Annotated in this window: 20 protein-coding genes; 12 read left to right on the forward strand and 8 right to left on the reverse strand. The window is 44.5% G+C overall.

Features of this window, described 5'->3' with window-relative positions:
- Positions 1–2: 2 nt before the first annotated feature.
- A complete protein-coding gene (gene ccoN / locus Q9312_RS18260; protein WP_309202293.1) occupies positions 3–1430 on the reverse strand; it encodes a cytochrome-c oxidase, cbb3-type subunit I in 1428 nt (475 codons plus the stop codon).
- A 375-nt stretch (positions 1431–1805) separates the two neighbouring features.
- Here ccoN and Q9312_RS18265 point away from each other — a divergent pair, with 375 nt between their 5' ends.
- From Q9312_RS18265 to folE, 5 genes are all read left to right on the forward strand, one after another.
- Positions 1806–2951 (forward strand): pyridoxal phosphate-dependent aminotransferase, encoded by a 1146-nt coding sequence (locus Q9312_RS18265; RefSeq protein ID WP_353961547.1) that lies wholly within the window; start codon positions 1806–1808, stop codon positions 2949–2951.
- Complete coding sequence (locus Q9312_RS18270; protein ID WP_309202294.1) at positions 2939–3799, forward strand: nitrilase-related carbon-nitrogen hydrolase; 861 nt, start codon at positions 2939–2941, stop codon at positions 3797–3799. Before Q9312_RS18265 ends, Q9312_RS18270 begins: the two co-directional genes overlap by 13 nt.
- A 105-nt stretch (positions 3800–3904) precedes the next feature.
- Positions 3905–4306 carry a dihydroneopterin triphosphate 2'-epimerase gene (gene folX, locus Q9312_RS18275; protein ID WP_309202295.1) on the forward strand — a complete coding sequence of 134 codons (402 nt, stop codon included), beginning with the start codon at positions 3905–3907 and terminating at the stop codon, positions 4304–4306.
- A gap of 5 nt (positions 4307–4311) precedes the next feature.
- Positions 4312–5028 carry a dihydromonapterin reductase gene (gene folM, locus Q9312_RS18280; RefSeq protein WP_309202296.1) on the forward strand — a complete coding sequence of 239 codons (717 nt, stop codon included), beginning with the start codon at positions 4312–4314 and terminating at the stop codon, positions 5026–5028.
- Between the two features lie 222 nt (positions 5029–5250).
- Positions 5251–5943: a GTP cyclohydrolase I FolE gene (folE, locus tag Q9312_RS18285; RefSeq protein ID WP_309202297.1), complete on the forward strand. Its 693-nt coding sequence runs from the start codon at positions 5251–5253 to the stop codon at positions 5941–5943.
- A gap of 67 nt (positions 5944–6010) precedes the next feature.
- Here folE and Q9312_RS18290 read toward each other — a convergent pair whose 3' ends face one another.
- Both Q9312_RS18290 and uspE read right to left on the reverse strand, forming a co-directional pair.
- A complete protein-coding gene (locus Q9312_RS18290) occupies positions 6011–6967 on the reverse strand; it encodes a universal stress protein (RefSeq protein WP_309202298.1) in 957 nt (318 codons plus the stop codon).
- 151 nt (positions 6968–7118) lie between these two features.
- Positions 7119–8036, reverse strand: a complete 918-nt coding sequence (gene uspE / locus Q9312_RS18295; RefSeq protein ID WP_309202299.1) for a universal stress protein UspE — start codon at positions 8034–8036, stop codon at positions 7119–7121.
- 271 nt (positions 8037–8307) lie between these two features.
- On the opposite strand from uspE, the gene Q9312_RS18300 reads away from it, so the two are divergent.
- Positions 8308–10410, forward strand: a complete 2103-nt coding sequence (locus Q9312_RS18300; protein ID WP_309202300.1) for a M13 family metallopeptidase — start codon at positions 8308–8310, stop codon at positions 10408–10410.
- A 97-nt stretch (positions 10411–10507) separates the two neighbouring features.
- Here Q9312_RS18300 and Q9312_RS18305 read toward each other — a convergent pair whose 3' ends face one another.
- The 3 genes from Q9312_RS18305 to Q9312_RS18315 form a co-directional block, all read right to left on the reverse strand.
- A complete protein-coding gene (locus Q9312_RS18305; protein WP_309202301.1) occupies positions 10508–10933 on the reverse strand; it encodes a CBS domain-containing protein in 426 nt (141 codons plus the stop codon).
- 136 nt (positions 10934–11069) lie between these two features.
- Entirely contained in the window at positions 11070–12443 is a 1374-nt protein-coding gene (locus Q9312_RS18310) for a YfcC family protein (RefSeq protein ID WP_309202302.1), read from the reverse strand.
- Between the two features lie 90 nt (positions 12444–12533).
- Positions 12534–14072, reverse strand: coding sequence for a peptide MFS transporter (locus tag Q9312_RS18315; RefSeq protein WP_309202303.1), 1539 nt, complete (start codon positions 14070–14072; stop codon positions 12534–12536).
- A 113-nt stretch (positions 14073–14185) separates the two neighbouring features.
- Here Q9312_RS18315 and Q9312_RS18320 point away from each other — a divergent pair, with 113 nt between their 5' ends.
- A complete protein-coding gene (locus tag Q9312_RS18320; RefSeq protein ID WP_309202304.1) occupies positions 14186–14353 on the forward strand; it encodes a hypothetical protein in 168 nt (55 codons plus the stop codon).
- Between the two features lie 89 nt (positions 14354–14442).
- Here the strand turns inward: Q9312_RS18320 and Q9312_RS18325 are convergent, their stop codons facing one another.
- Entirely contained in the window at positions 14443–14946 is a 504-nt protein-coding gene (locus tag Q9312_RS18325) for a TlpA disulfide reductase family protein (protein WP_309202305.1), read from the reverse strand.
- Positions 14947–15244: 298 nt separating this feature from the next.
- On the opposite strand from Q9312_RS18325, the gene Q9312_RS18330 reads away from it, so the two are divergent.
- Both Q9312_RS18330 and Q9312_RS18335 read left to right on the forward strand, forming a co-directional pair.
- The gene (locus tag Q9312_RS18330; RefSeq protein WP_309202306.1) at positions 15245–15868 is read left to right on the forward strand and encodes an alpha-ketoglutarate-dependent dioxygenase AlkB family protein; all 624 of its coding nucleotides are present in this window, start codon (positions 15245–15247) and stop codon (positions 15866–15868) included.
- A 135-nt stretch (positions 15869–16003) separates the two neighbouring features.
- Entirely contained in the window at positions 16004–17026 is a 1023-nt protein-coding gene (locus Q9312_RS18335; RefSeq protein ID WP_309202307.1) for a YhdH/YhfP family quinone oxidoreductase, read from the forward strand.
- A 119-nt stretch (positions 17027–17145) separates the two neighbouring features.
- Here the strand turns inward: Q9312_RS18335 and Q9312_RS18340 are convergent, their stop codons facing one another.
- Positions 17146–19410: a putative bifunctional diguanylate cyclase/phosphodiesterase gene (locus Q9312_RS18340; RefSeq protein WP_309202308.1), complete on the reverse strand. Its 2265-nt coding sequence runs from the start codon at positions 19408–19410 to the stop codon at positions 17146–17148.
- A 164-nt stretch (positions 19411–19574) separates the two neighbouring features.
- Between Q9312_RS18340 and Q9312_RS18345 the strand changes: the two genes are divergently transcribed.
- The 3 genes from Q9312_RS18345 (at position 19575) to Q9312_RS18355 (ending at position 21977) form a co-directional block, all read left to right on the forward strand.
- Positions 19575–20504, forward strand: coding sequence for an ABC transporter ATP-binding protein (locus Q9312_RS18345; RefSeq protein ID WP_309202309.1), 930 nt, complete (start codon positions 19575–19577; stop codon positions 20502–20504).
- The gene (locus tag Q9312_RS18350; RefSeq protein ID WP_309202310.1) at positions 20504–21274 is read left to right on the forward strand and encodes an ABC transporter permease; all 771 of its coding nucleotides are present in this window, start codon (positions 20504–20506) and stop codon (positions 21272–21274) included. The genes Q9312_RS18345 and Q9312_RS18350 overlap by 1 nt, the downstream gene beginning before the upstream one ends.
- Before the next feature lie 88 nt (positions 21275–21362).
- Positions 21363–21977, forward strand: coding sequence for an LON peptidase substrate-binding domain-containing protein (locus Q9312_RS18355; protein ID WP_309202311.1), 615 nt, complete (start codon positions 21363–21365; stop codon positions 21975–21977).
- The last annotated feature ends 26 nt before the right edge of the window (positions 21978–22003 follow it).

The raw sequence follows: 22003 nt of genomic DNA on the forward strand, positions 1-22003 counted from the left end.
CCTTAAGCGACGGCTGGCGATGCATCGTTGGCTGTGGCTTCTTTCGGTGCCGCCATGGTTTTAAACATGTTGTATGCCATGATTAACATACCGCTTAAGAACAAAATTCCACCGACTAAACGGATGGCGTAGAAAGGCGCTTTCATTTCTAGCGATTCAACGAAGGTGTAGGTAAGCGTGCCGTCTTCGTTGAATGAACGCCACATAATACCTTCCATTACACCGGCAATCCACATGGCTGCGATGTAAAGTACGACACCCACGGTTGCTATCCAGAAATGCCAGTTGATTAATTTTGTGCTGTACATTTCTTTTTGACCGAACATACGCGGTAACATGTAGTACATCGCGCCGATCGAAACGAAAGCAACCCAACCCAAGGCACCTGAGTGAACATGACCGATGGTCCATTCGGTGTAGTGAGAGAGCGCATTGACGGTTTTAATCGCCATCATAGGACCTTCAAACGTCGACATACCGTAGAACGATAATGAAACGATTAAGAACTTCAAAATAGGATCCGTACGCAATTTATGCCAAGCACCCGATAAGGTCATGATACCGTTGATCATTCCGCCCCAAGATGGCGCAAGCAAGATAAGTGACATGATCATACCCAATGACTGAGCCCAGTCGGGTAGGGCGGTGTAATGTAGATGATGAGGACCAGCCCACATATAAACAGCGATTAGTGCCCAGAAGTGAACAATCGATAAGCGGTAAGAGTAGACCGGACGGCCTGCTTGCTTAGGCACGTAATAGTACATCATGCCCAAGAAGCCGGCGGTTAAGAAGAAACCGACCGCATTGTGACCGTACCACCATTGAACCATGGCATCGACGGCACCTGAATAAACTGAATAAGATTTGGTCCAACTGAGAGGAATGGCTGCACTGTTGACAATGTGCAATACCGCAACCGTCAGAATAAACGCGCCATAGAACCAGTTTGCTACATAAATGTGAGGGCTCTTGCGCTTCATGATTGTCCCAAAGTAAACCACCGCGTAGGCAACCCAGACTAAGGCAATCAAAATATCGATAGGCCACTCAAGTTCTGCGTATTCTTTGCTTGAGGTTAAGCCAAGTGGCAAAGTGATCGCTGCAAGAACAATGACCAGTTGCCAGCCCCAAAATACGAACCCTGCTAAGAAGTTGCTGATCAGAGGGGTTTGACAAGTGCGTTGTACCACATAGAGCGAGGTACACATCAGTGCGCAGCCACCAAACGCAAAAATAACCGCATTCGTGTGTAGCGGTCGAATTCGCGAGTAAGTGAGCCACGGAGTGTCAAAGTTGAGTTCAGGGAATAGAAGCTGCGCAGCGATGAATACACCCACTGCCATACCCACAATCCCCCATATAACAGTCATAACAGCAAACTGCCGTACAACTGTATAGTTATAGGACGGTGCGTTTGTCTCAGTCATATTTGGTTCCAGATATTATTTTTAAGGTTTAACGACGATGTGATTCTGCACTGAACACGGTCAAGGTTTCCTGACTTGGATCAATGGTCGGGTTCAAAATGTCTCAAATTTCGATATTCCAACCCCTGTTCCAAACAACATTCAGGGCATCCAAAGTGGTTGCTTCGGAAACTTAGGCGTAATTATATATGATAATTAAGGATGCAGCGCACAAAAATCGCAAAAAAACTGAGAAAAAAGCCAGCATTCGCTCGAAAAAACAGCAGATGCAGCAGTGCCTTAGCCGAGATCAGGCATTTCAGTATTTTTACTGACTGTGTCATTATTTATAGACAATCAGCGCCGTTAATATTTTTCTGCAGGAAACAACATAAAGTGATTTCAATCGACAGCAAGCTTCCAGATGTTGGAACAACGATTTTTACCGTGATGTCTCAGTATGCACAACAACACCAAGCGATTAATTTGTCGCAAGGCTTTCCCGATTTTGATGGCGATGACTTTCTCAAACAACGAGTCAGTCACTACATCAACTCGGGACTGAATCAATATGCACCCATGACAGGCTTGGTTCAGTTAAGAGAACAAATCGCGAATAAAATTGATTCTCAATACGGCTTAGAAGTATGCCCAGATCGGCAAGTGACGGTTACTTCCGGTGCCACCGAAGCTCTTTTTGCAGCGATTATGGCCGTGGTAAAAACGGGTGATGAAGTGGTGGTTTTAGACCCTGCTTACGACAGCTATGATCCTGCCATTCGGCTGGCTGGCGGCAAAGCCGTGCACGTTGCTTTAAACGATGATTTTTCTATCAATTTCGATGCATTGAGGCAAGCATGCAATGCACGCACTCGACTATTGATTATTAATAGCCCGCATAATCCAAGTGGCGCGACCATTAGTTATGAAGACATGTTGTCGCTGCAGTCATTGGTGCTGGAGTTTGATACCTTGCTGTTGAGTGATGAAGTGTACGAACACATTATTTTCGACGGCGCTGATCACCAAAGTGCTTTACGCTTTAGCGAACTTGCACAGCGAAGCTTTGTCGTCAGCTCATTCGGAAAGACGTTCCATACCACGGGCTGGAAAGTCGGGTATTGCGTTGCTCCAGCCGAATTATCGACAGAGTTTCGAAAAGTTCACCAATATTTAACCTTCAGCACGTCGACGCCGATGCAAGCCGCCATTGCCGATACCTTAGCTGAAAAGCCCGAATTGTGGCAAAACTTGCCCCGTTTTTATCAACAAAAACGCGATCATTTACAACAAGCGTTAGCGCCGAGTCGGCTGAAGCTTTTGCCTTGTCGAGGAACGTACTTTCAAGTCGTTGATTATTCCGCAATCAGTGATCTCAACGAACTCGATTTTGCCAAGTGGCTAACCCGCGAAGTGAAGGTCGCGGTTATCCCTATTTCAGTTTTTTATCAACAACCGCGAGAACAAAAGCTAGCGCGCTTGTGTTTTGCAAAAAATGAATCGACCTTAACTCAAGCGGCGGAGCGATTATGTCAACTGTAGTTTCCGAAGTGAGTGATAGTAGCCATTCTCAAGAGTTAAACGTCGCTGCTTTACAGTTTGCGCCCCAGTGGCAAAGTCCGAGAGCCAGTTTGGATGAAATTGAAGCCTTGGTTGAGGCTCACCTTGATCCACTGAGTCGCTGTGATCTTATTGTGTTGCCTGAAATGTTTGCAACCGGATTTTCACTGGACGAAACGGCGGCAGAAGAACCGGGTGGAGCCATTTTTCAATGGATGAAATCTCTTTCGAAACGACTACAAGCAGCCGTGATTGGCAGCGTTAAAGTACGTGATGGTGATCAGTTGTTTAATCGTCTGTACTGGGTTCAAGAAAATCCGCCGTTAAAGGGACAAGGTGACTCAATCATCCACTACGACAAAGTGCATTTATTCGGGGCCGAGAGAAAGCGCATCAGCGCCGGCAACCAGCGAGTAATTGTTCAATATCGAGGTTTCCGGCTATTTTTGCAAACCTGCTATGACCTTCGTTTCCCAGTGTTTTGTCGAAATGTCGATGACTATGATGTTTTGATTAATATAGCATCATGGCCAAAGCCGAGAATTGCGCACTGGCATGCATTATTGAGAGCCCGAGCAATTGAAAACTTAAGCTTTAGTATTGGTGTGAATCGAATCGGAAGCGATGGCAACGGATGGGAATACCAAGGAGGAACCGAAATTTATTCGCCGCTTGGTGAGTGTCTTGCGAATGCGCAAAATGAACAATGCGAGTGGGTGTTTGCAACTTTGTCGTTGCAGTCGTTACAAGAAACCCGTCAAACCTTTCGATTTATTGATGATAGAGATGAATTTGAATGGTCTCGAATTCAAACTCAGTTTTGGGATTAACGTCATCTTTAAAGCGTTTGATGGTTCCTCAAGCATTAAGTCTTATTGATCTATTCACAAGCTTTGTGCGTAAATGTAACTTTGTCATAGTGTAGGTACATAAGTATGTCGAGCGTCAAGCCGCTGTCCAACGCAACCCACGATTACTGCTTAAACAATGCGGTTATTCATATTAAAGATTTACGGCTTCGAACCTTCATTGGATTCAATCCAGAAGAACTCGAAAAGCAGCAAGACATTATCATCAATGCTGAAATTGAATTTGACGCCAGTAAGCCCTGTATCAGTGATAATGAGCAAGAAACCCTCGATTACAAGGTAATAACCAAGGCGATGATTGCACACGTCGAACAGGGTCGATTCCGTTTAATAGAAAAATTGGCGGCCGATTTGCTTGATATTATTATGGAGCAATCGCAAGTATTGCGAGCAACCGTTTGCGTCGACAAACCGCATGCGTTGCGCTTTTCTGACTCCGTTGCCATTACCTTAACCGCCGTTCGCTGACGGTTATGTCGTCTCCAATTATTATTACCGGTGGCGCGCAACGCCTCGGTCGAGCATGTGCCTTGCACTTGGCTAAACAAGGCTACCCGGTGGTCATAACCTATCGAAGTGCCGATCACGATTTACAAGCCTTGCAGCAAGCAGGGATCACCTGTGTACAGGCTGACTTTTCAGATACTCATGGAATTGAGTCTTTCATCGAGTTAATCAAGCAAGATTTTTCTTTTTTAAGGGCGATCATTCATAATGCCTCGACTTGGCAAAGTGATGAGCATGCGGAGAATCGCAGTGAGGTGTTCGATGCGATGTTTTCGGTTCATGCTAAAGCACCTTATTTAATGAACTTTGGTTTGTCTGAGCTATTGCTCGCGCAGGCAAATCAGGGCAAGCGTGCGGACATCATCCATTTAACCGATTATGTGGCTCGCAAAGGCAGCCGCAAGCATCTGGCTTATGCAGCAAGCAAAGCCGCGTTGGATAATTTAACCTTGAGCTTCGCGACGCATCTTGCGCCGCTGGTAAAGGTGAATAGCATTGCGCCGGCGTTGTTGATGTTTAATGAGCAGGATTCTGAGCAATATCGCGAGAAGGCCAAGAAAAAATCACTGCTGCCACCAGCTCCCGGTGCTGAAGAGGGGGTTAAAGCTGTGGATTACTTATTGAACAGTGATTATGTCACCGGGCAAATTTTAGCGCTAGATGGTGGTCGTCACCTGGTTTAGCTTGGCCTCTTTTAACAAGTCAAACATGTAGATAAAAAGCCAAACACGAAGAAACCAAACACAATAATTAAACAAAATTAGACAAATAGTCAAAAAACGGTAACCTAAGCGTCTTTTTTTAGCGTATGAGTCTATAACCCATCATTATTCGATATCTTTGTAGAGGGTATCTTAAAAAGTAGAGTACGCTGACTCGCAGGCGGCGAAAATTTAGGAAAAACTATGGCGACAGCAATTTCAAAACCTTCGGTAGATCTTGAACAAGCAACCGCTTCTCCTATCTCAGAAGAAGCGCGGCAGGTGCGTGAGGCTCTAATAAAGCGAGGCTTAGAAACGCCCTTGGTGGCGAACCCGTTAACTCGTGATCAAAAGTACGACCGTATTCGAGTCGCCATGAGCGATGTGATGGATGCCCTTGGTCTTGACACCAATGACGATAGTCTTACAGAAACACCTCATCGCATCGCTAAAATGTATGTCGATGAGATTTTCTCTGGTTTAGATTATCAGCAGTTTCCAAAAGTCACGGTGATCGATAACAAAATGCAAGTCGAAGAAATGGTTAAGGTTCGAGAAATCAGTGTGACCAGTACTTGCGAACATCACTTTGTGACCATCGACGGGGTAGCCACGGTGGCTTATATTCCAAAAGATAAGATTATTGGATTATCGAAGATTAATCGAATTGTTCGCTTTTTCGCGCAGCGACCTCAAGTACAAGAGCGATTAACCCAGCAGGTATTGATTGCGCTGCAAACATTGCTAGGAACGGATGATGTCGCGGTAACGGTTAAAGCTACGCACTATTGTGTCAAAGCACGCGGAGTCATGGATGCCAATTCTTCAACGGAAACGACTGCGCTCGGCGGTGCCTTTAAGGCCAACGCGAAAACACGCGCAGAATTTTTAGCTTAGACTGAATTGTTTTGAACGGTAATAAAAAGCAGCGCCAAGGCGCTGCTTTTTTGTTTTGACTGTGCGACTAGTGGGTATCAAGCGCATTAAAGTTTCGATGCTTCACTGCGACTAAATCGCAGGCAGTTTGGTCGAGTAAACTCTCTGCTGTACTGCCCAGCAATCCTGAGCGGTAGGTAGTACCGACAACGATGGCCGCTGCTTTGTGTTCTTCGCATGCTTTAATCAAGGTTTCAACTGGGTCGCCTTCTAAAAACAACATTTGCTGATCGTCAAGCTGATGTTGTTTTTGCAATTCGGTTAGTTGTTCGCGATGATTGGTCCGTAAATTTTCGAGCAATTGTTGATGATCGTCTGGCGTATCAAGTACCACAAATTGGCCCATCACTCCGGCACTGGCGGTGCTGTTCATAACCACTTCCCAACCAATAGGATCAAACGCATGACAAACTTTTAGTGGTAAGTTCAGTGCCACTGCGAGTGCTTGTGCATGTCGAATAACATGACTGTCTAATTTTGATGACTGGCTTTCTGCATGACTCGGATCCACCGCCGCTAAAATGCATTGGCTGTCTTGCCACGGCTGGCCTTTCGAAAGTAATAATGGCTGAGGGCATGATTTTAACAATTGATAGTCGCTTGGCGTGAATAGCCAACGCTGAATGCCTTGCCGTGGGTTCGCCGATTTTATGATCCAATCGACATTCAACTCATCGGCTCTTTTTAGTATCGCTTCGTAATAAGGCTTATGCCACTGTGCTTCGCAGACATAGGAAATATTTTTGTGTTCGTATTTTTCAGCTAAGAGGTTCAGTCGTTTGATATGTTCTCGTTTTAAATGCGCAATGGCTTTTTCTAAGCTGTCAGGTTGTAGCATTAAGTTTGACGCAATTGAAGAGCGATAATCACAAATCATTAACGTGACTTCGAGGGATTGCTGCTCAGCAAATTGGTGGAGTTTTGCGAATAACGTTTCATCCGGATGCTGTGGATGAAGGTCCATCAATACTTTTACCTGGCTCATGCTTCGTTTCCTTTTCTTGAATGCCATTTGCTTAAGTTAGCCCAATCACTTCGTGGACGCAACTTTGCGTCAATCTTTGAATGTCACCCTATTGAATGGTGGAATGGCACCGATAATCAGTCGATAATTACTTCAATAGCAAACGTTGATATTAAGCTTCAAAGTCATCGGGTTTTAGAGCGAGCACTTCGCATTTTAATCGGGCTAGCACTCGCTCAGCGGTGTTTCCCATAAATGCGGCGGTTAAACCGGTTCGACCGACAGTCCCCATGACCACAACCTGAGCGTTTAACTTTTCTGCAGTTGCAGGAATTTTATCTTCGGCTAAACCTTCAATCACATGTATATGTTGTTCGTGAATGCAATGCGAAGCCACTAACTCTTGCATTTTGTTGTTATGGTACTGACTGACTTTTAAACGCAGCTGTTCTTTATTTAAATTCGGGTAGTTGTTAGGGGCGTCAAGCAACGGGCTCATATGGGTATTGATCAAGTGAGCATCGGCATGTAGTAGCTCTGCTAGAACTTGAAGAGTATCAATGATCTTATGATTGAGTTGCTGATGTTCTCTGTCTACTTGAGTACAACACACGGCCCCTAGAATCGCCCCGTCAGTTTGCCAGTGTGCTTCTCTTACCAGTAGAAGAGACGACTGGCAGAGTCTTAGCAGGTGCCAATCAACGGGCATAACAAAGGGGTTTTGCGAACTAGCGTCAGAGCTGATCCGTTTGATGGTTAAATCGAATGAGTGATCAGCAACGTATTCTAAAATGGCTTGAGCCGTTTTTTTATGCCAAACCACGGCCGTCGAGTAGGTAATATTGGGGTGTTTGAATGTTTCGCTAAGCTGACTTAGATAATTTTCACGTGCTGAATAATACTGCTGGCGCAGTTGTTTTCGTTCATCCGGTGCCAAGACGGCTGTTAGCTCAAGTGCCGGAACGTATAAGGCGCTGAACAGCGTAATTTCAATCGGTCCTTGTTCTGCAAAGATTAAAGCTCGCTCTAAAGCCGGCTGAGTCTCCGCTTCTCGAGTAATAACCACTAAAATGCGTTTAATTGTTTCCATCAGTCACTCCGCTTTTAGGCCCACGTAACTATTCTTTGTTTACTTTAGTGGCCATTGTTGCGAATAATTGCCCGTCATGTATTGACCCAGATCAGCGCGGCGCAGAATTGCATTTGTGAAATTTGAGATACAAACGTTTACAAATGTAGGCTGAAATCGAGCACTCAGCACTCGCAAATTCATTGGCGTTAGATATAATCAAAGCTCTGTTCGATCTGAGAACATACTCAGAAGAAGTAAAGTCTTTAATATTCAAATAGTTGGGGTGTTTATGAAACTAAAACTGTTATCTATGTCGGTTGCTGTTGCACTGCTTGCCAGTTGTGGGCAAGAGTCTGCAACAGAGCAACCAAAAGCAGAGACTACCAAAACTCAGTCTGTTGCAGAGCAAAAAGACGCGAAAGCGAAAGCTCCTGTTGAACTTCAATCGGGTTTAACTTTGGATAATTTCGACCGTTCGGTACGTGTTCAAGACGATCTGTACCGCTTTGTGAATGGCACTTGGCTAAGCAAAACAGAAATTCCGTCTGACAAGTCTAACTACGGAACCTTTACTGCTTTGGCCGATAAAGCGCAAGAAGACTTGCGTAAAATCATTGAAGCGTCGGCTGCTGCGAAAGATTTAGAGCCTGGATCCAATGAGCAAAAAGTCGGTGACTTGTACAACAGCGTGTTGGATGTTGATACGTTAAACCAACGTGGTTTAGAACCATTAAAGCCTTATTTGGCAGAAATCGAAGCGATAAAAGACAAACAGCAGTTGGTCGAGTACTTTGCTAAAGTTCCTAAACTTGGCTCATCCGCTCCCATGGGAATGTGGGTTAACAATGATGCGAAAGACCCGACTCAGTACATCATGTATATGACTCAGTCCGGTTTGAGTTTGCCAAACAAAGATTATTATTTTGATGAAGACGAAACGCATGAGTCGATTCGACATGCGTTTGTTAAGCATGTAGAGACCATGTTTAATCTTGCTGGGTTACCGAAAGGTGCTGAAGCTGCTAAAGACATCATGGCGTTAGAAATGGCCATTGCGAATGCGCATTGGAACAAAGAAGACAACCGTAACAGCGTCAAAACGTACAATAAATACGCTTTGAAACAAATGAGTGAGTTGACCGATGCCATTGATTGGAATGCCTATTTCACTGCAATGGGCGTTGCTGATCAAAGCAATCTAGTGGTCCGTCAGCCATCTTATATCACAGCCTTGGGTACCATTGTTAAAGACACCTCGTTAGACGCGTGGAAAACCTATTTAACTTGGCACTTGTTAACCGGTAATGCGAGTTTGTTGACGTCTGAATTAGATCAAGAGAACTTTGCATTCTACGGCAAAACTTTGCAAGGAACCCCAGAGCAGTTACCTCGTTGGAAGCGCGGTGTAAACGCGGTTAATAGTTTGTTGGGTGAGGTTGTTGGAAAAGTTTATGTGGCTAAATACTTCAAGCCAGAAGCTAAACAACGCATGATGGAATTAGTCGAAAATTTACGTGAAGCTTATCGTCAAAGCATTAATGAATTAGATTGGATGGGCGAAGAAACTAAGAAACAAGCGTTGGATAAACTCAGTAAGTTTCGGCCTAAAATTGGTTACCCTGACAAATGGCAAGATTACTCTAATTTAACCATTACCAAAGGTAAGTTGTTAGAAAATTATATGTCGGCTCGTCAATTTAACTTTAATGAGCAACGAGACAAACTCGGTAAACCAATCGACCGTGATGAGTGGTTCATGACTCCGCAAACCGTGAATGCTTATTACAACCCAGTCATGAACGAGATCGTTTTCCCGGCGGCTATTTTGCAACCACCGTTTTTTGATATGAATGCAGACGATGCTGTGAACTACGGCGGTATTGGTGCTGTTATCGGGCACGAAATGGGGCATGGCTTTGACGATCAGGGCGCTACTTACGACGGCGACGGTGTGCTTCGTGACTGGTGGACAGCGCAAGATAAAGAAGAGTTTAAAGCGCGTACGACCAAGCTAGCAGCACAGTACGATGAGTTTGAGCCGTTACCTGGAGTGCACGTTAATGGCGAGTTTACTCTTGGAGAAAACATCGGTGATTTAGGCGGACTCACCATTGCTTACAAGGCTTATCAGTTATCTAAAGAAGGCAAGCCAGCGCCGGTGCTCGATGGTTTTACTGGCGATCAACGTTTCTTCATGGGATGGGCGCAAGTATGGGCTCGTAAATACCGTGATGCAGAAATGAAGCGTCGTATTAATGTTGACCCTCATTCACCGAGTGAATACCGTTCTAACGGTGTTGTACAAAATATGCCAGAGTTTATGGCGGCATTTGATGTTAAGCCGGGTGATGAGCTTTATTTAGAACCAGAAAAGCGCGTTAAAATCTGGTAATGCTTGATCGGTCGACTCGTTTCGGGTCGACCGCTTTTCGATCAATCGATCGACTTTTTTATTCTCATCTTAATCGTTTAATATTTTTTCGCGAGCGTTACATCGACTCATCTAACGCGTGAATCGCGAATTTTACAAAGTCACCTGACGTTAAAATTCCCACGACTTTATATTCATCAAGTACGGCAATACAACCGTGACGATTCTTTTTAAAAAATCGAGCAGCGTCTAACAGTGGCGTTTCGGGTTCAACGGTAACCACGTCGGTATCCATGACCGATTCAATCGAAATTGATTTCTCTGCATCTTCGAGCGCCTCAAGTCCTTTGGTATTGATGATCGATATCGCGTTCGATAAAACCACTTTTTGCGTTAATATGCCGGCAAAATTTCCACTGTCTGCGTAAATAATGGGGATATGTCTGATGCTGTATTTGCGCATGGTCGTGCGACCTTTGTGCAGACTATTATTGTCTTTTAGACAAATTGGCTCGGCCGTCATAAAGTCTTTTACTTGGTACATAATCAACTGGTTAACCTAATTGAGTAGAATTCCTCAATTAGTTATAGGCGGGAATGACTGGATCTTCAAATTGGAATCTAGGAAATGGCAAAGACTAGTGCGCGATCCGTAACGAATCGCGCATTGATTGAATGGATTATTGATAACCAATCAAGACCGCGATGATCAACGAAATTGAACCGGCGATGAATAACTTTAAAATCAGTGGCGCAATAAACTTAAACCAGCGCGAATAGGGAATGCCACACATTCCTAAAATACCCATAAGGACCGCGTTGGTCGGAACGATCATATTCATGAAGCCGTCTCCCATTTGATAAGCCAAAACGGCAACTTGTCGAGAAACACCAACAATGTCTGAAATGGGCGCCATGATCGGCATGGTGACATAGGCTTGCCCTGAACCGGATGGAATAAAGAAGTTCAAAATGCTTTGAATAAATAGCATGCCAACGGCTGAGAACTCTGCGCCAACTTGCGATAAAGGCGTTGCTAAGCCGTCAACAACCGTGTGAAGCACTTGTCCATCGGAAAGAATCATCTCGATGCTGCGAGCAAAACCGATCAACAGGGCTGTTCCGGTAAGCTCTGACGCTCCGACCGTAAATGTTTTCGCGGCATCGTCAAAGGTATCACCAGCAATAACGGTAGTGACTAATGCGAGTGCGAAAAAGATGGCACTTAGTTCGGTAAAGTACCACCCAAATTGCGCAATACCGAAAACCATAAGAACCAATGCTGATAAAGTGACCATGAGAACACCAAGACGTCGACCAGTCATCGGTGGGTAGTCTGTCGGTTCAGGTGGCTGAGCTTCTGGAACATCGTGGACTAAGCTCACTGTTGGATCGAGTCGAACTTTTTTCGCGTAAGACCAAAGATGATGAAAGCCAATGGCTAAAAAAGGAGCAAATAAAGCCAACCGAAACTCCCAACCTGAAGTTGGAGGAACATTCGCCACCCCTTGCGCTACGACTACTGTAAAAGGATTCAGTACCGCTGTTCCATAACCAATGCCATACCCAATCACCATCGAACCAACGGCGGATACGGTGTCCATTTTAAGCGCGACACATAACGAAATAAGTATCAGTACTAACGGAATATATTCTTCGGCCATACCGATGCTGGTCGAGCCAATCATAAATGCGCTCATACTCATAAACAGCAACAAAGCTGGGCGGTGAGAGAAGCGTTTTAATACTTTGCCTAACATTGCATCAATGGCACCGGTGGAGCGCAATACCGCAATCGAACCACCAATAATGAATAAGAAAAATATAATGCCTGAAGCTTCACCTAAAGCTTTTGGAATGACGGTGAATAATTCCCATGGTGCGAGATTTTCTGCATTCTCAATGGTTTTATAGCTGCCAGGCACAATAACTTGGTGCCCGCCCGAATCAACCGTATCAAATTTACCGGCCGGTAAGATCCAGGTTAAGCCATAGGCAAAGATCATCATTAAAAAAAGTAAAACGAGAGTGTGTGGAACTTTTAACAGCTTCATGGTAGTGCTCTTTTATTCTAAATCGCTTTTTACTGCTTTTTATTTAATGGATAAAACAAACCCGGCGGTTGCCGGGTTTGTTTTAGTTCGTTACTTAACGCCGTGCATCAACTTATTGATAAAGGGAGCAACCAAGAAGAAGAATACTGCGACGATTAGTCCGCCCCAGAATAACTGCTCGAATACAGCGTAGTAGCCTTCGATTGAGCCTGCCTCAGCATGGGCATCGCCGCCGCCACCTGCCGCGATAGCAGCGATACGGCCAGCGATATAGTTCGCCGTAGCAATCGACAAGAACCAGCCGCCCATGGCTAGGCCGACTTCTTTTGGACGCGCCAGCTTGGTCACCATTGAGAGTCCGATTGGCGACAAACAAAGCTCACCCATAGTATGAATAAGGTAGCAAAGTGCTAACATTTCCCAAGGCACGCGTCCGCCTTCACTTTGCATAAAGTCGATGGCAAATACCAATGCATAAAAACCAACACCCACACCCAACAAACCAAAGGCAAACTTACGAGGAATCGAAGGGTTCATATTCCACTTTTCAAGTTTCGGCCACAGAATCGCGAAGATTGGCGCTAACAATAATATGAACACTGGGTTGGCTGACTGGAAGATGGTGAAATCGATGCCACCCGGCATATCAACGTAATCACGTGCGAAAAAGTTTAATGACGAACCTGCTTGCTCGAAAAGCGCCCAGAAACACATATTGGCAACGAATAAAATCAGCATAGCAATGTAGCGGTGAAGCTGCTCTTTGCTGCCACTGCGTATACCCGAGTAGACAAAATATCCAGCAAGACCCAACATCATAACGCTAAGAATAGCGCCAAGAATTTCGCTGCGACTCAATAGTACATAAACAGGTGCTATCAGTACGATTGCGCCGAATATGACTTGGAATAGCGATTTGGTTGCATTGCGATCTTTTGGTTTTTTGCCCACTTCGCCTAACCAATGCTTGAGAAGTTGGAATACCATTAAGCCGAAAACCATACCGATACCAGCAGTGAAGAAACCCCATTTGTAACCGTAAATGGCACCAACAATCGTACCGCAAATAATTGGCGCGACTAGTGCACCTGCATTGATACCCATGTAGAAAATGGTGAAGCCAGAGTCACGTCGAGGATCTTTCTCTGAGTAAAGTTTTCCGACCATGACTGAGATGTTAGGCTTGAATAAACCATTACCGACAACCAGTACCGCAAGACCTAGGAGGAAAAAGGTAAGGTCAGGGGTCAGCAACATAAACATACCTGCGGCCATTAGTGCGCCACCCAGCATTATTGAACGCTGATATCCGAGAATTTTGTCTGCAACGTAGCCACCTAAAATACCGGTCATGTACACCATTGAGGTGTAACCACCGTAAGTTAAGCTCGCCTCAGCGTCGGCTCCGCTGCCCAAGTGTTCGAAAAAGGTCATCGCAACATAGGGTGCTAATATTGCGCGCATCCCATAGTACATAAAGCGTTCCCAGAACTCAGCTGAGAACAACATCCATAAGCCTTTTGGATGCCCTAAAAATTCGCCATCTGGCACTCCAGGCGCTCGCTCTTGATGAGCGGTCGCGCTACCCGCGTGTGCCATCACCTCGTCTTCTTTGTGTGATGTGGTCATTGATATTTTTCTCCCGAAAAATTGCTTTTATTCTTTAATGGCCGTGTCTGTTATGCATCACGGCTTTGCCCCAAACCACTCTTTATACCTTGCATCGACAGGGCTATACAAGATTGACGAAGATTGAATTTTATGTATGGGCTGTATTTTTGTCGGTAATATTTCGCATCGCCAACAAATCGGAGCTGTTTGATGCTTTTTTACGCGTCTTTTTGGCGCTGAACACGCTGATTTTGCTGGTCTTTTTAGAGGGATTTCTATCAGTGGGTGCGCTAGCGTAACCGCTAGCGCATTTAACGGTCAGATTAGAGGTCAGTCCTGTATTTCACTGGTTTTCGATAATTCATTAACCAAGTTCTGGCATCATAGGTTAATCTTCAGACTTTTCGAGCTTATCTAAGCCCATGGCCGTGCGGATTGAGTTTTCAAGTTTAAGGCTATTGGGATCCGACAGATTCAAGTGATCGTGCCATTGATTGTTTTTGCTCAGTATTGCGATGGTCGGTGTCGCAGGTACCATAAAATTATTCATGATTGAGTCGCCTTTTAATGCAACGCTGAAACTGTAGTTGTGTTGCTTGATGTAAGCGGCAGGATCGCCATCCTCCATAACATTGATGGCGATGACCTTCAGACCTTTTTCACCATAGGTTTGGTGCAAACGTTCGATGCCAGGAAGTAATTTTTTGCAGTAGGGGCACCAAGTCGCCCAAAACACCAAAACCACGGCTTGGTCTTTGTATTCTGATAAAGTGATGGTTGCACCATCGAGCGTTGGCAAAGTGAAGTCTTTTGCGGTGCGGTCAGCGGCGGTCATGCTAAAGCTCAAGGTGAGCGCAAACAGTATAATGAATGTTTTGAAGAGTGCTTGCATAGTTGTGCCTATTTTCTGAGAGATTTAAATTATATGGGTGAAATAAAGGTTAATCCGTTACGTTACCCTGTTTTACGTGTTAAGTCTTTGTATTGGACTTGCGTATTTAATTTTTGTTACAGAGTTACGTTAATATTTGCGTCTATTAGAACATGCGATTAGACAGAGCTTACGTTTAGACAGAACATGCGTTTAGACAGAAAATGCGACGGAAATGGCGACTCGAAGGTTAAGTTACACGGCTATAAAGCATTTTTTCGCGAACGCGGTTAGTCACTCATTGTATTAAGGAGACAAGTTGGACTTATTTTCAGAAAGCTACTTGAGTATGGTTCGGCTCGAACAGCAGCGAGGACAATTGGATTGTTTCCCTAATTGGATAGCTGATTCTGAAGCCAATGAGTTGTTTAAAGAGTTTTCGGAGCAATTGCAATGGTCGCAGCCGGAATTAAATGTTTACGGTAGACGTGTGCTAACTCCGAGACTTGTTGCTTGGTATGGCGACGCTGGCGCAAATTATCGATACTCAGGAGCACTTCATAAGCCGTTGCCTTGGCATCCACGTCTTTTGCAGTTAAAACAGCGCTTGGAGCAGCAGTTCGAGATAAAGTTAAACAGCGTGCTAGCAAACTTTTATCGTAATGGAGATGACTCAATGGGCTGGCACAGTGACAATGAGAAAGAGCTCGGTGCGGAGCCTGTGATTTGTTCCATTTCGTTAGGGCAGCCTCGCTATTTTGACTACCGATTAATTCAACAGCCAAAAGAAAAGCACAGAATTGAGCTCGGTCATGGCAGTTTGATCATCATGCAAGGAGAGTTTCAACAATGGTGGCAACATCAGGTTCCAAAACAAAAACGACTGCAACGGGGGCGCATTAACTTAACTTTTCGTTTAGTCGAGTTTAGTTATGCCACCTAAGTGGCATTGTGCTTCGAGCGGCACATGGTAGTATTGAGACAGTTATGTTGCATTGCGATAGGCCGCTGGGCTATCGAAAATGCGAGCGGTTAATCGATATTGTTAGGCGTTTTCTTCCGACTTTTAGCGGTTGAAATGCGCGAACTTAATAATGAAGAGGAGGCAGCGATGTCGTTCTTAGCGTGTCGAGTAAGTAATGAATCAGGAGAGGTCTCTCACCAATTAACGACCATGGAAGTTGATCAACTGACGGCCGGCGATGTGGTCATAAAAGTCGAGTTTTCTGGCATAAATTACAAAGATGCTCTGGCGGCCACAGGGCGCGGAAAAATCATGAAACAATTCCCACTAAACGCGGGTATCGATTTGGCCGGTGAAGTAGTGAGTAGTGAGTCTTCAGACTTTAAGCCAGGCCAAAAAGTCGTGGTGAATGGTTGTGGACTCGGAGAGCAGTTCGATGGCGGTCTCGCGGCGATGGCGAGGGTCTCCAGTGATTTTGTCATGCCAATGCCGGATGGGCTCGACGCTCGGTTGGCTATGACTTTGGGTACCGCAGGTTTCACTGCCGCCTTAGCACTGCATCGAATGCAAGTGAATGATCAAACCATTGATAAAGGACCTATCGTGGTGACTGGTGCTTCAGGAGGTGTCGGCAGTATTGCCGTGAATATTTTAGCTTCACAAGGGTATGAGGTGATTGCGGTCTCTGGACGTCCTGAGCACTATGATTTTCTAACGCAATTAGGTGCGAGCCAAGTCTGCTCAGTTGACGCGCTTGAATTGGGGGCAAAACCATTAGAGAAAGGACGGTTTGGCGGAGTCATTGATAACGTCGGGGGAGAGCTACTGGCTAAGCTATTAGCGCACACTAATTTATGGGGCAATGTTGCTTCGATTGGATTGGCCAGTAGCCATGAACTCGATAGTACGGTATTCCCGTTTATACTCAGAGGTGTTTCATTGCTGGGTGTCAGTTCTACCAATTGCCCAATGCCATTGCGTCGAGATATTTGGAAACGTTTAGGTCAAGAATGGTTGCCCAATGCCTTATCGGACATTATTACTGATGAAGTTGCGCTGTCGAACGTATCGCCAGTATTTTCAGAAATTTTAGATAGAAAGCGATTCGGTCGCGTGATTGTGAATTGCCAAAAGTAATCGAGTTGTTAGCGCTGTTTGCGCTGCAGACAAGTTAGACGCGATTAACGATTTAAGGCTGAGCACTTTCTCGCGATTCTACTTCGAGAAAGTGCCGTTCCTTTTTAACCGGAGGGCGCTTATCGGCGCGTTAAGTCGTCGATAAACAGGGTGCTGGCTTGAGCGGTCATTGGAGGGCTGATCAGAAAACCTTGAATTTCATGGCAGCCAGCTTGCTTTAAAAACTCCAGTTGTTGGTGGGTCTCGACCCCTTCAGCAATCACCGCTAAATTCAAGTTTTTAGCGAGTGATATGATCGCATTAGCAATCGCAGCATCGTCGGTGTCTGTGTCGAGATCCTGAATGAATGTTTTATCAATTTTTAGAGTATTGATGGGAAGTTTTTTAAGATAGCTTAAACTTGAATAGCCCGTTCCAAAATCATCAACCGCAATTCTTACACCCATTTCTTTTAGTTGGTTTAACGTTGTGATCGCTGAGTCAGGATCGTCCAATAACATGGTTTCGGTGATCTCTAATTCAAGTAATTCTGGTGGAAGTTGGTTTTTTGCCAATACATTGGCCACCGTTTTATACAGGCTTTGTTGTTGAAATTGTCTCGCAGAAATATTTACCGATACTGGCAGATTATAGTTTCTAAGTTGCCACATTCGCGCTTGAGCGCAAGCTTCTTCAAGTACCCAATTTCCGATTTCATTCACTTGGCCCGTTTCTTCGGCAATGGCGATAAATTCATCGGGCTCAATGGCTCCAATTGCCGTATTGTGCCAACGAAGTAATGCTTCCATTCCGATAATAGTATTTTTGTTAATATTCAGCTTCGGTTGATAAACAAGTTCCAGTTCGTTGCGATCGAGCGCTTTACGAAGATGGTTGCCTACGGTGAGTTTGCGCAACGTTTTTGTTTGGATATCTTCATTATAAAACTGAAAATTACTGCGACCGTTGCTTTTGGCAAAGTGCAATGCACTCTCAGTATTTTTTAACAGAGTAATGGTGTCGGTACCATCGTTGGGGTATCGGCTAATACCGATACTTGGACTGATGGTAATTTCATGCTGTTCAATGTAAATAGGATGTTGAAAGCTTTCAAGTAAAGCTCTAGCAAAGTGTTTTAACTGGCGCTTATCGCGAAAGCCGGGCATCAGTAAAGTGAACTCATCGCCACCTAGTCGAGCGACGGTCCCGTTACTGGTGGGCATGTTCTGCTTCAATATTAAAGCGACTCTCTGTAACAGTTGATCACCAATGCGATGGCCGAGCGAATCATTAATATGTTTGAAATGATCAACATCGACATTAACTAAACTAAATCCGGTTTCTGCGTTGTCCTGAATCGCATCGGTCAGTCGTTGGTGAAACAATGCTCGATTTGGCAGTCCGGTTAAGGTGTCATAATTGGCTAAATAAATGAGTTTGTCTTCGGCTCTTTTCTGTTCAGTAATATCAGAAAAAATGACCACATAATATTGATGGTCGTCAGAAAACTGTTCTATCTGCTTGATTTCGACACGAGTTAAAATTTCTTGTTCACTGGCAGTACGTTGCCAAAGTTCGCCAGACCAGTACCGCTGTTTCTTTAACTTGCTCATTAACTCTTGATAAAAAGGTTTGCCGTGGCGAGCGGAAAAAAAGCGATGAAGTGGGCGGTTTAATACCTTGTGTTCTGTCTGGCCCATCAAACGAATAAAGGCGTGATTCACTAGGCGAATATTCGATGTCGGATCGGTTAAGACGACCACTTCATTCATGCTTTGAATAACTTCAGCGGCGAGTCGCAGTTCTTCTTCGGCACGTTTACGCTCTGTAATATCGGTTTGTGTGCCGGCCGCTCTGATGGGTTTGCCCTGCTGGTCGCGCGCAACGACTTTGCCTTTATCTAGGATCCAGCGCCAAGAGCCATCTTTTGACAATGCTCGGTACTCGGCTTCGAAATGACTGGTTGATCCTGCAAGGTGCCGTTCAACTTCTAAATTAACCTTGTCTGTGTCTTCTGGGTGCATCAATTGAATGAGTTGAGCCGTGGTATTCTGAAATTCATCAGGCGTGTACCCCAACATTTCTGGAATGCCTCTGCGGTTAACGGTGCCGCTTTGAATATCCCAGTCCCAGAGCCCATCGCCGCTGCCCCAAAGTGCCCAGTGCAGCTGCTCTTGTGATTGTTCTAACTGTTTGAGTGAACGTTGGTGTGAGCGATGGCGAAACCAAGCGAACGCCAGGGTAAGCATGGCCAGCAAAATAAGTATCAGCAATAAGTAGCCAGAATTTTGGTAATCCAAGGTTTCTTGACTGTATGCTGATGGAATAAACCCTAGGCTCCCGACTAGGACAAGCGCAGACTTCTTTTTATTATTGTCCGCTGCGAGCTTTTCGATATCCATCATATATCTCTGTTATAATCTCCGACTTTAATATAACGAATCTAAGCGCTAATGATAAGCGTAACTTTACACAAGTTGCCTGATCTCAGAATCAAGAGGCGGGTTTTAGGACAGTTTGAGTCTATCAATCTAATTTTTAGACGGTTAAAGAAGGTAATGAGAACAATATGACCGATACAGCACTGAGCATTAGTAAGCTGCAAAAGACTTATGCGAATGGCTTTGAAGCACTTAAGTCGATTGACTTACAGGTACAAACGGGTGATTTTTTCGCCTTACTTGGCCCCAATGGCGCTGGTAAGTCGACCACCATTGGAATTATTAGTTCGTTGGTGAATAAATCCAGCGGGAAAGTCAGTGTTTTTGGTCATGATATGGACACGGAGTTGTACGAGGCCAAAAAGTGCTTGGGCCTCGTGCCTCAAGAGTTCAACTTTTCGCAGTTTGAAACCCCCTTGCAAATTGTGGTGAATCAAGCCGGTTACTATGGCATTCCGCGAAAGCCCGCCATGCAGCGCGCGCAAGAAGTTCTAACGCAATTGGGACTGTGGGATAAAAGAGATCAGCCTTCTCGAAATCTTTCTGGTGGTATGAAGCGGCGATTGATGATTGCTCGAGCGCTCATGCATAAGCCAAAGTTGTTGATATTAGATGAGCCAACGGCTGGGGTCGATATTGAGCTAAGGCGATCGATGTGGGACTTTCTTACCGAGTTAAACAGTCAAGGTACCACCATTGTTTTAACCACGCATTATTTAGAAGAAGCAGAAAGCTTGTGTCGTAATATAGCGATTATTGATCAAGGGAAAATTATCGAAAATACCAGCAAGAAAGATCTGCTATCTAAGTTGGATATGGAAACCTTCGTTCTCGATATTGAATCCTATCAGGGCGCAATGCCAACGGTCGATGACATTGAAATTAGAAAGTTAGATGACAATACACTCGAAGTTGATGTTATGCGTAGTAAGAATGTGAATACATTATTTTTGAAGTTGAATGATTTAGGTATCAAAGTGCTGAGCATGCGCAATAAATCAAATCGTCTTGAAGAACTGTTTGTTCGAATCGTTGAAAACAAGCAGGAGGATAAATAATGATGCAACAAAATTTAGTCGCACTGCAAAGCATTTTGACCAAAGAAATCACTCGTTATTTTCGAATTTGGATTCAAACATTGTTACCACCTGCCATTACCATGTCACTATACTTTGTGATCTTTGGCAACTTGATCGGTTCTCGCGTCGGTGAAATGGGTGGCGTATCATACATGGCTTACATTACGCCGGGAATCATAATGATGTCGGTGATTACAAACTCTTATTCTAATGTTGTGTCGTCGTTTTTTAGTGCGAAATTTCAGCGCCATATAGAAGAACTGCTGGTGGCTCCGGTTCCGAATATTTACATATTGCTGGGCTACATTGGTGGTGGAGTCAGTCGAGGCCTGATTACCGGAGCCATCGTTACTGGTATTAGTTTATTCTTTGTCGACTTACAAATTCATAATTGGCTGGTCGTATTTATTGTTATTTTATTGACCTCGATCTTATTTGCATTGGGTGGATTCATTAATGCCGTATTTGCGAAAAAGTTCGACGACATTTCGATTGTGCCTACGTTCATTTTAACGCCTCTAACCTATTTAGGTGGAGTGTTCTATACTATCACTCTGTTGCCAGATTTTTGGCAAAAAGTATCTATGGCGAATCCCATTTTGTATATGGTTAATGCTTTTCGATATGGCTTTTTGGGATACTCGGATATTTCTTTAGTGACCGCTTTTAGTATTATTGGGTTATTCATTGTGGCGTTATTTTCATTTTCACTTTATTTATTAAACACTGGCAAAGGTCTTAAAAGCTAGTTAAGTGATTCGTTAGAAAATTGAAACGATCGTGCGGTCTTAGTTAACGAAAAGCAGAATGACGCTAAGCGACTCAGAGGGAATTTTGATGAGCTCTAAACGACGAGGTATTTTTCCACTTAAAACGGTGCTCTTTCCGGGTGCCGTTATGCAGCTCGTTATTTTTGAACCTCGCTACTTAGACTTAGTCAGCCGCTGCATGAGTGAGCAGATCCCTTTTGTGATTTCACGGATGACCGCAGGACGAGAAGTTGGCTCTCCGGCAGAGTTTGAAGCAATAGGAACCTTTGCTCATATTGTTGACTTTGATAAACGTGATGACGGTGTGTTGACGATCAAAGTGCGCGGCGGAGAACGAGTCTGTATTTTAGAGCATCAAGTGCAAGCGGATCGCTTAATCGTTTCAGAACATCTGCAAATTTTACCCTCCGTTCGCGATCATCTGTTACCCGATTCTGTGGCTGCGCTGCGTGAGCTGGTGACCAAGTTAGCAAAACTGCCCGAAGTTGATATCGACACCAACGAAGTTGCTCTCGATAGTTGTGAGTACGTAGTTCATCAACTTGCCCAGTTACTTCCGATCGATCTAGATTTCAAACAGTATTTGCTTGAAGAGCAAGATGCGGAACATAAAGCCATCGCGCTATTTAACCAGCTTCTCGATGATTCTGAAGCAGAACAGGATGATCTAGACGAATATTAACTATTTAATCGCGAGTTCCAGAGCGA

It is taken from the genome of Pleionea litopenaei, assembly GCF_031198435.1.
Classification (GTDB): Bacteria; Pseudomonadota; Gammaproteobacteria; order Enterobacterales; family Kangiellaceae; genus Pleionea; species Pleionea litopenaei.

What these genes read in the sequence shown, in the direction of transcription:
- Q9312_RS18300 (WP_309202300.1), top strand. Translation starts at nt 8,308, where the DNA reads ATGAAACTAAAACTGTTATCTATGTCGGTTGCTGTTGCACTGCTTGCC.
- Q9312_RS18325 (WP_309202305.1), bottom strand. Translation starts at nt 14,946, where the DNA reads ATGCAAGCACTCTTCAAAACATTCATTATACTGTTTGCGCTCACCTTG.
- Q9312_RS18315 (WP_309202303.1), bottom strand. Translation starts at nt 14,072, where the DNA reads ATGACCACATCACACAAAGAAGACGAGGTGATGGCACACGCGGGTAGC.
- Q9312_RS18335 (WP_309202307.1), top strand. Translation starts at nt 16,004, where the DNA reads ATGCGCGAACTTAATAATGAAGAGGAGGCAGCGATGTCGTTCTTAGCG.
- folE (WP_309202297.1), top strand. Translation starts at nt 5,251, where the DNA reads ATGGCGACAGCAATTTCAAAACCTTCGGTAGATCTTGAACAAGCAACC.
- Q9312_RS18305 (WP_309202301.1), bottom strand. Translation starts at nt 10,933, where the DNA reads ATGTACCAAGTAAAAGACTTTATGACGGCCGAGCCAATTTGTCTAAAA.
- ccoN (WP_309202293.1), bottom strand. Translation starts at nt 1,430, where the DNA reads ATGACTGAGACAAACGCACCGTCCTATAACTATACAGTTGTACGGCAG.
- Q9312_RS18270 (WP_309202294.1), top strand. Translation starts at nt 2,939, where the DNA reads ATGTCAACTGTAGTTTCCGAAGTGAGTGATAGTAGCCATTCTCAAGAG.
- Q9312_RS18355 (WP_309202311.1), top strand. Translation starts at nt 21,363, where the DNA reads ATGAGCTCTAAACGACGAGGTATTTTTCCACTTAAAACGGTGCTCTTT.
- uspE (WP_309202299.1), bottom strand. Translation starts at nt 8,036, where the DNA reads ATGGAAACAATTAAACGCATTTTAGTGGTTATTACTCGAGAAGCGGAG.
- folM (WP_309202296.1), top strand. Translation starts at nt 4,312, where the DNA reads ATGTCGTCTCCAATTATTATTACCGGTGGCGCGCAACGCCTCGGTCGA.
- Q9312_RS18310 (WP_309202302.1), bottom strand. Translation starts at nt 12,443, where the DNA reads ATGAAGCTGTTAAAAGTTCCACACACTCTCGTTTTACTTTTTTTAATG.
- Q9312_RS18345 (WP_309202309.1), top strand. Translation starts at nt 19,575, where the DNA reads ATGACCGATACAGCACTGAGCATTAGTAAGCTGCAAAAGACTTATGCG.
- folX (WP_309202295.1), top strand. Translation starts at nt 3,905, where the DNA reads ATGTCGAGCGTCAAGCCGCTGTCCAACGCAACCCACGATTACTGCTTA.
- Q9312_RS18290 (WP_309202298.1), bottom strand. Translation starts at nt 6,967, where the DNA reads ATGAGCCAGGTAAAAGTATTGATGGACCTTCATCCACAGCATCCGGAT.
- Q9312_RS18340 (WP_309202308.1), bottom strand. Translation starts at nt 19,410, where the DNA reads ATGATGGATATCGAAAAGCTCGCAGCGGACAATAATAAAAAGAAGTCT.
- Q9312_RS18350 (WP_309202310.1), top strand. Translation starts at nt 20,504, where the DNA reads ATGATGCAACAAAATTTAGTCGCACTGCAAAGCATTTTGACCAAAGAA.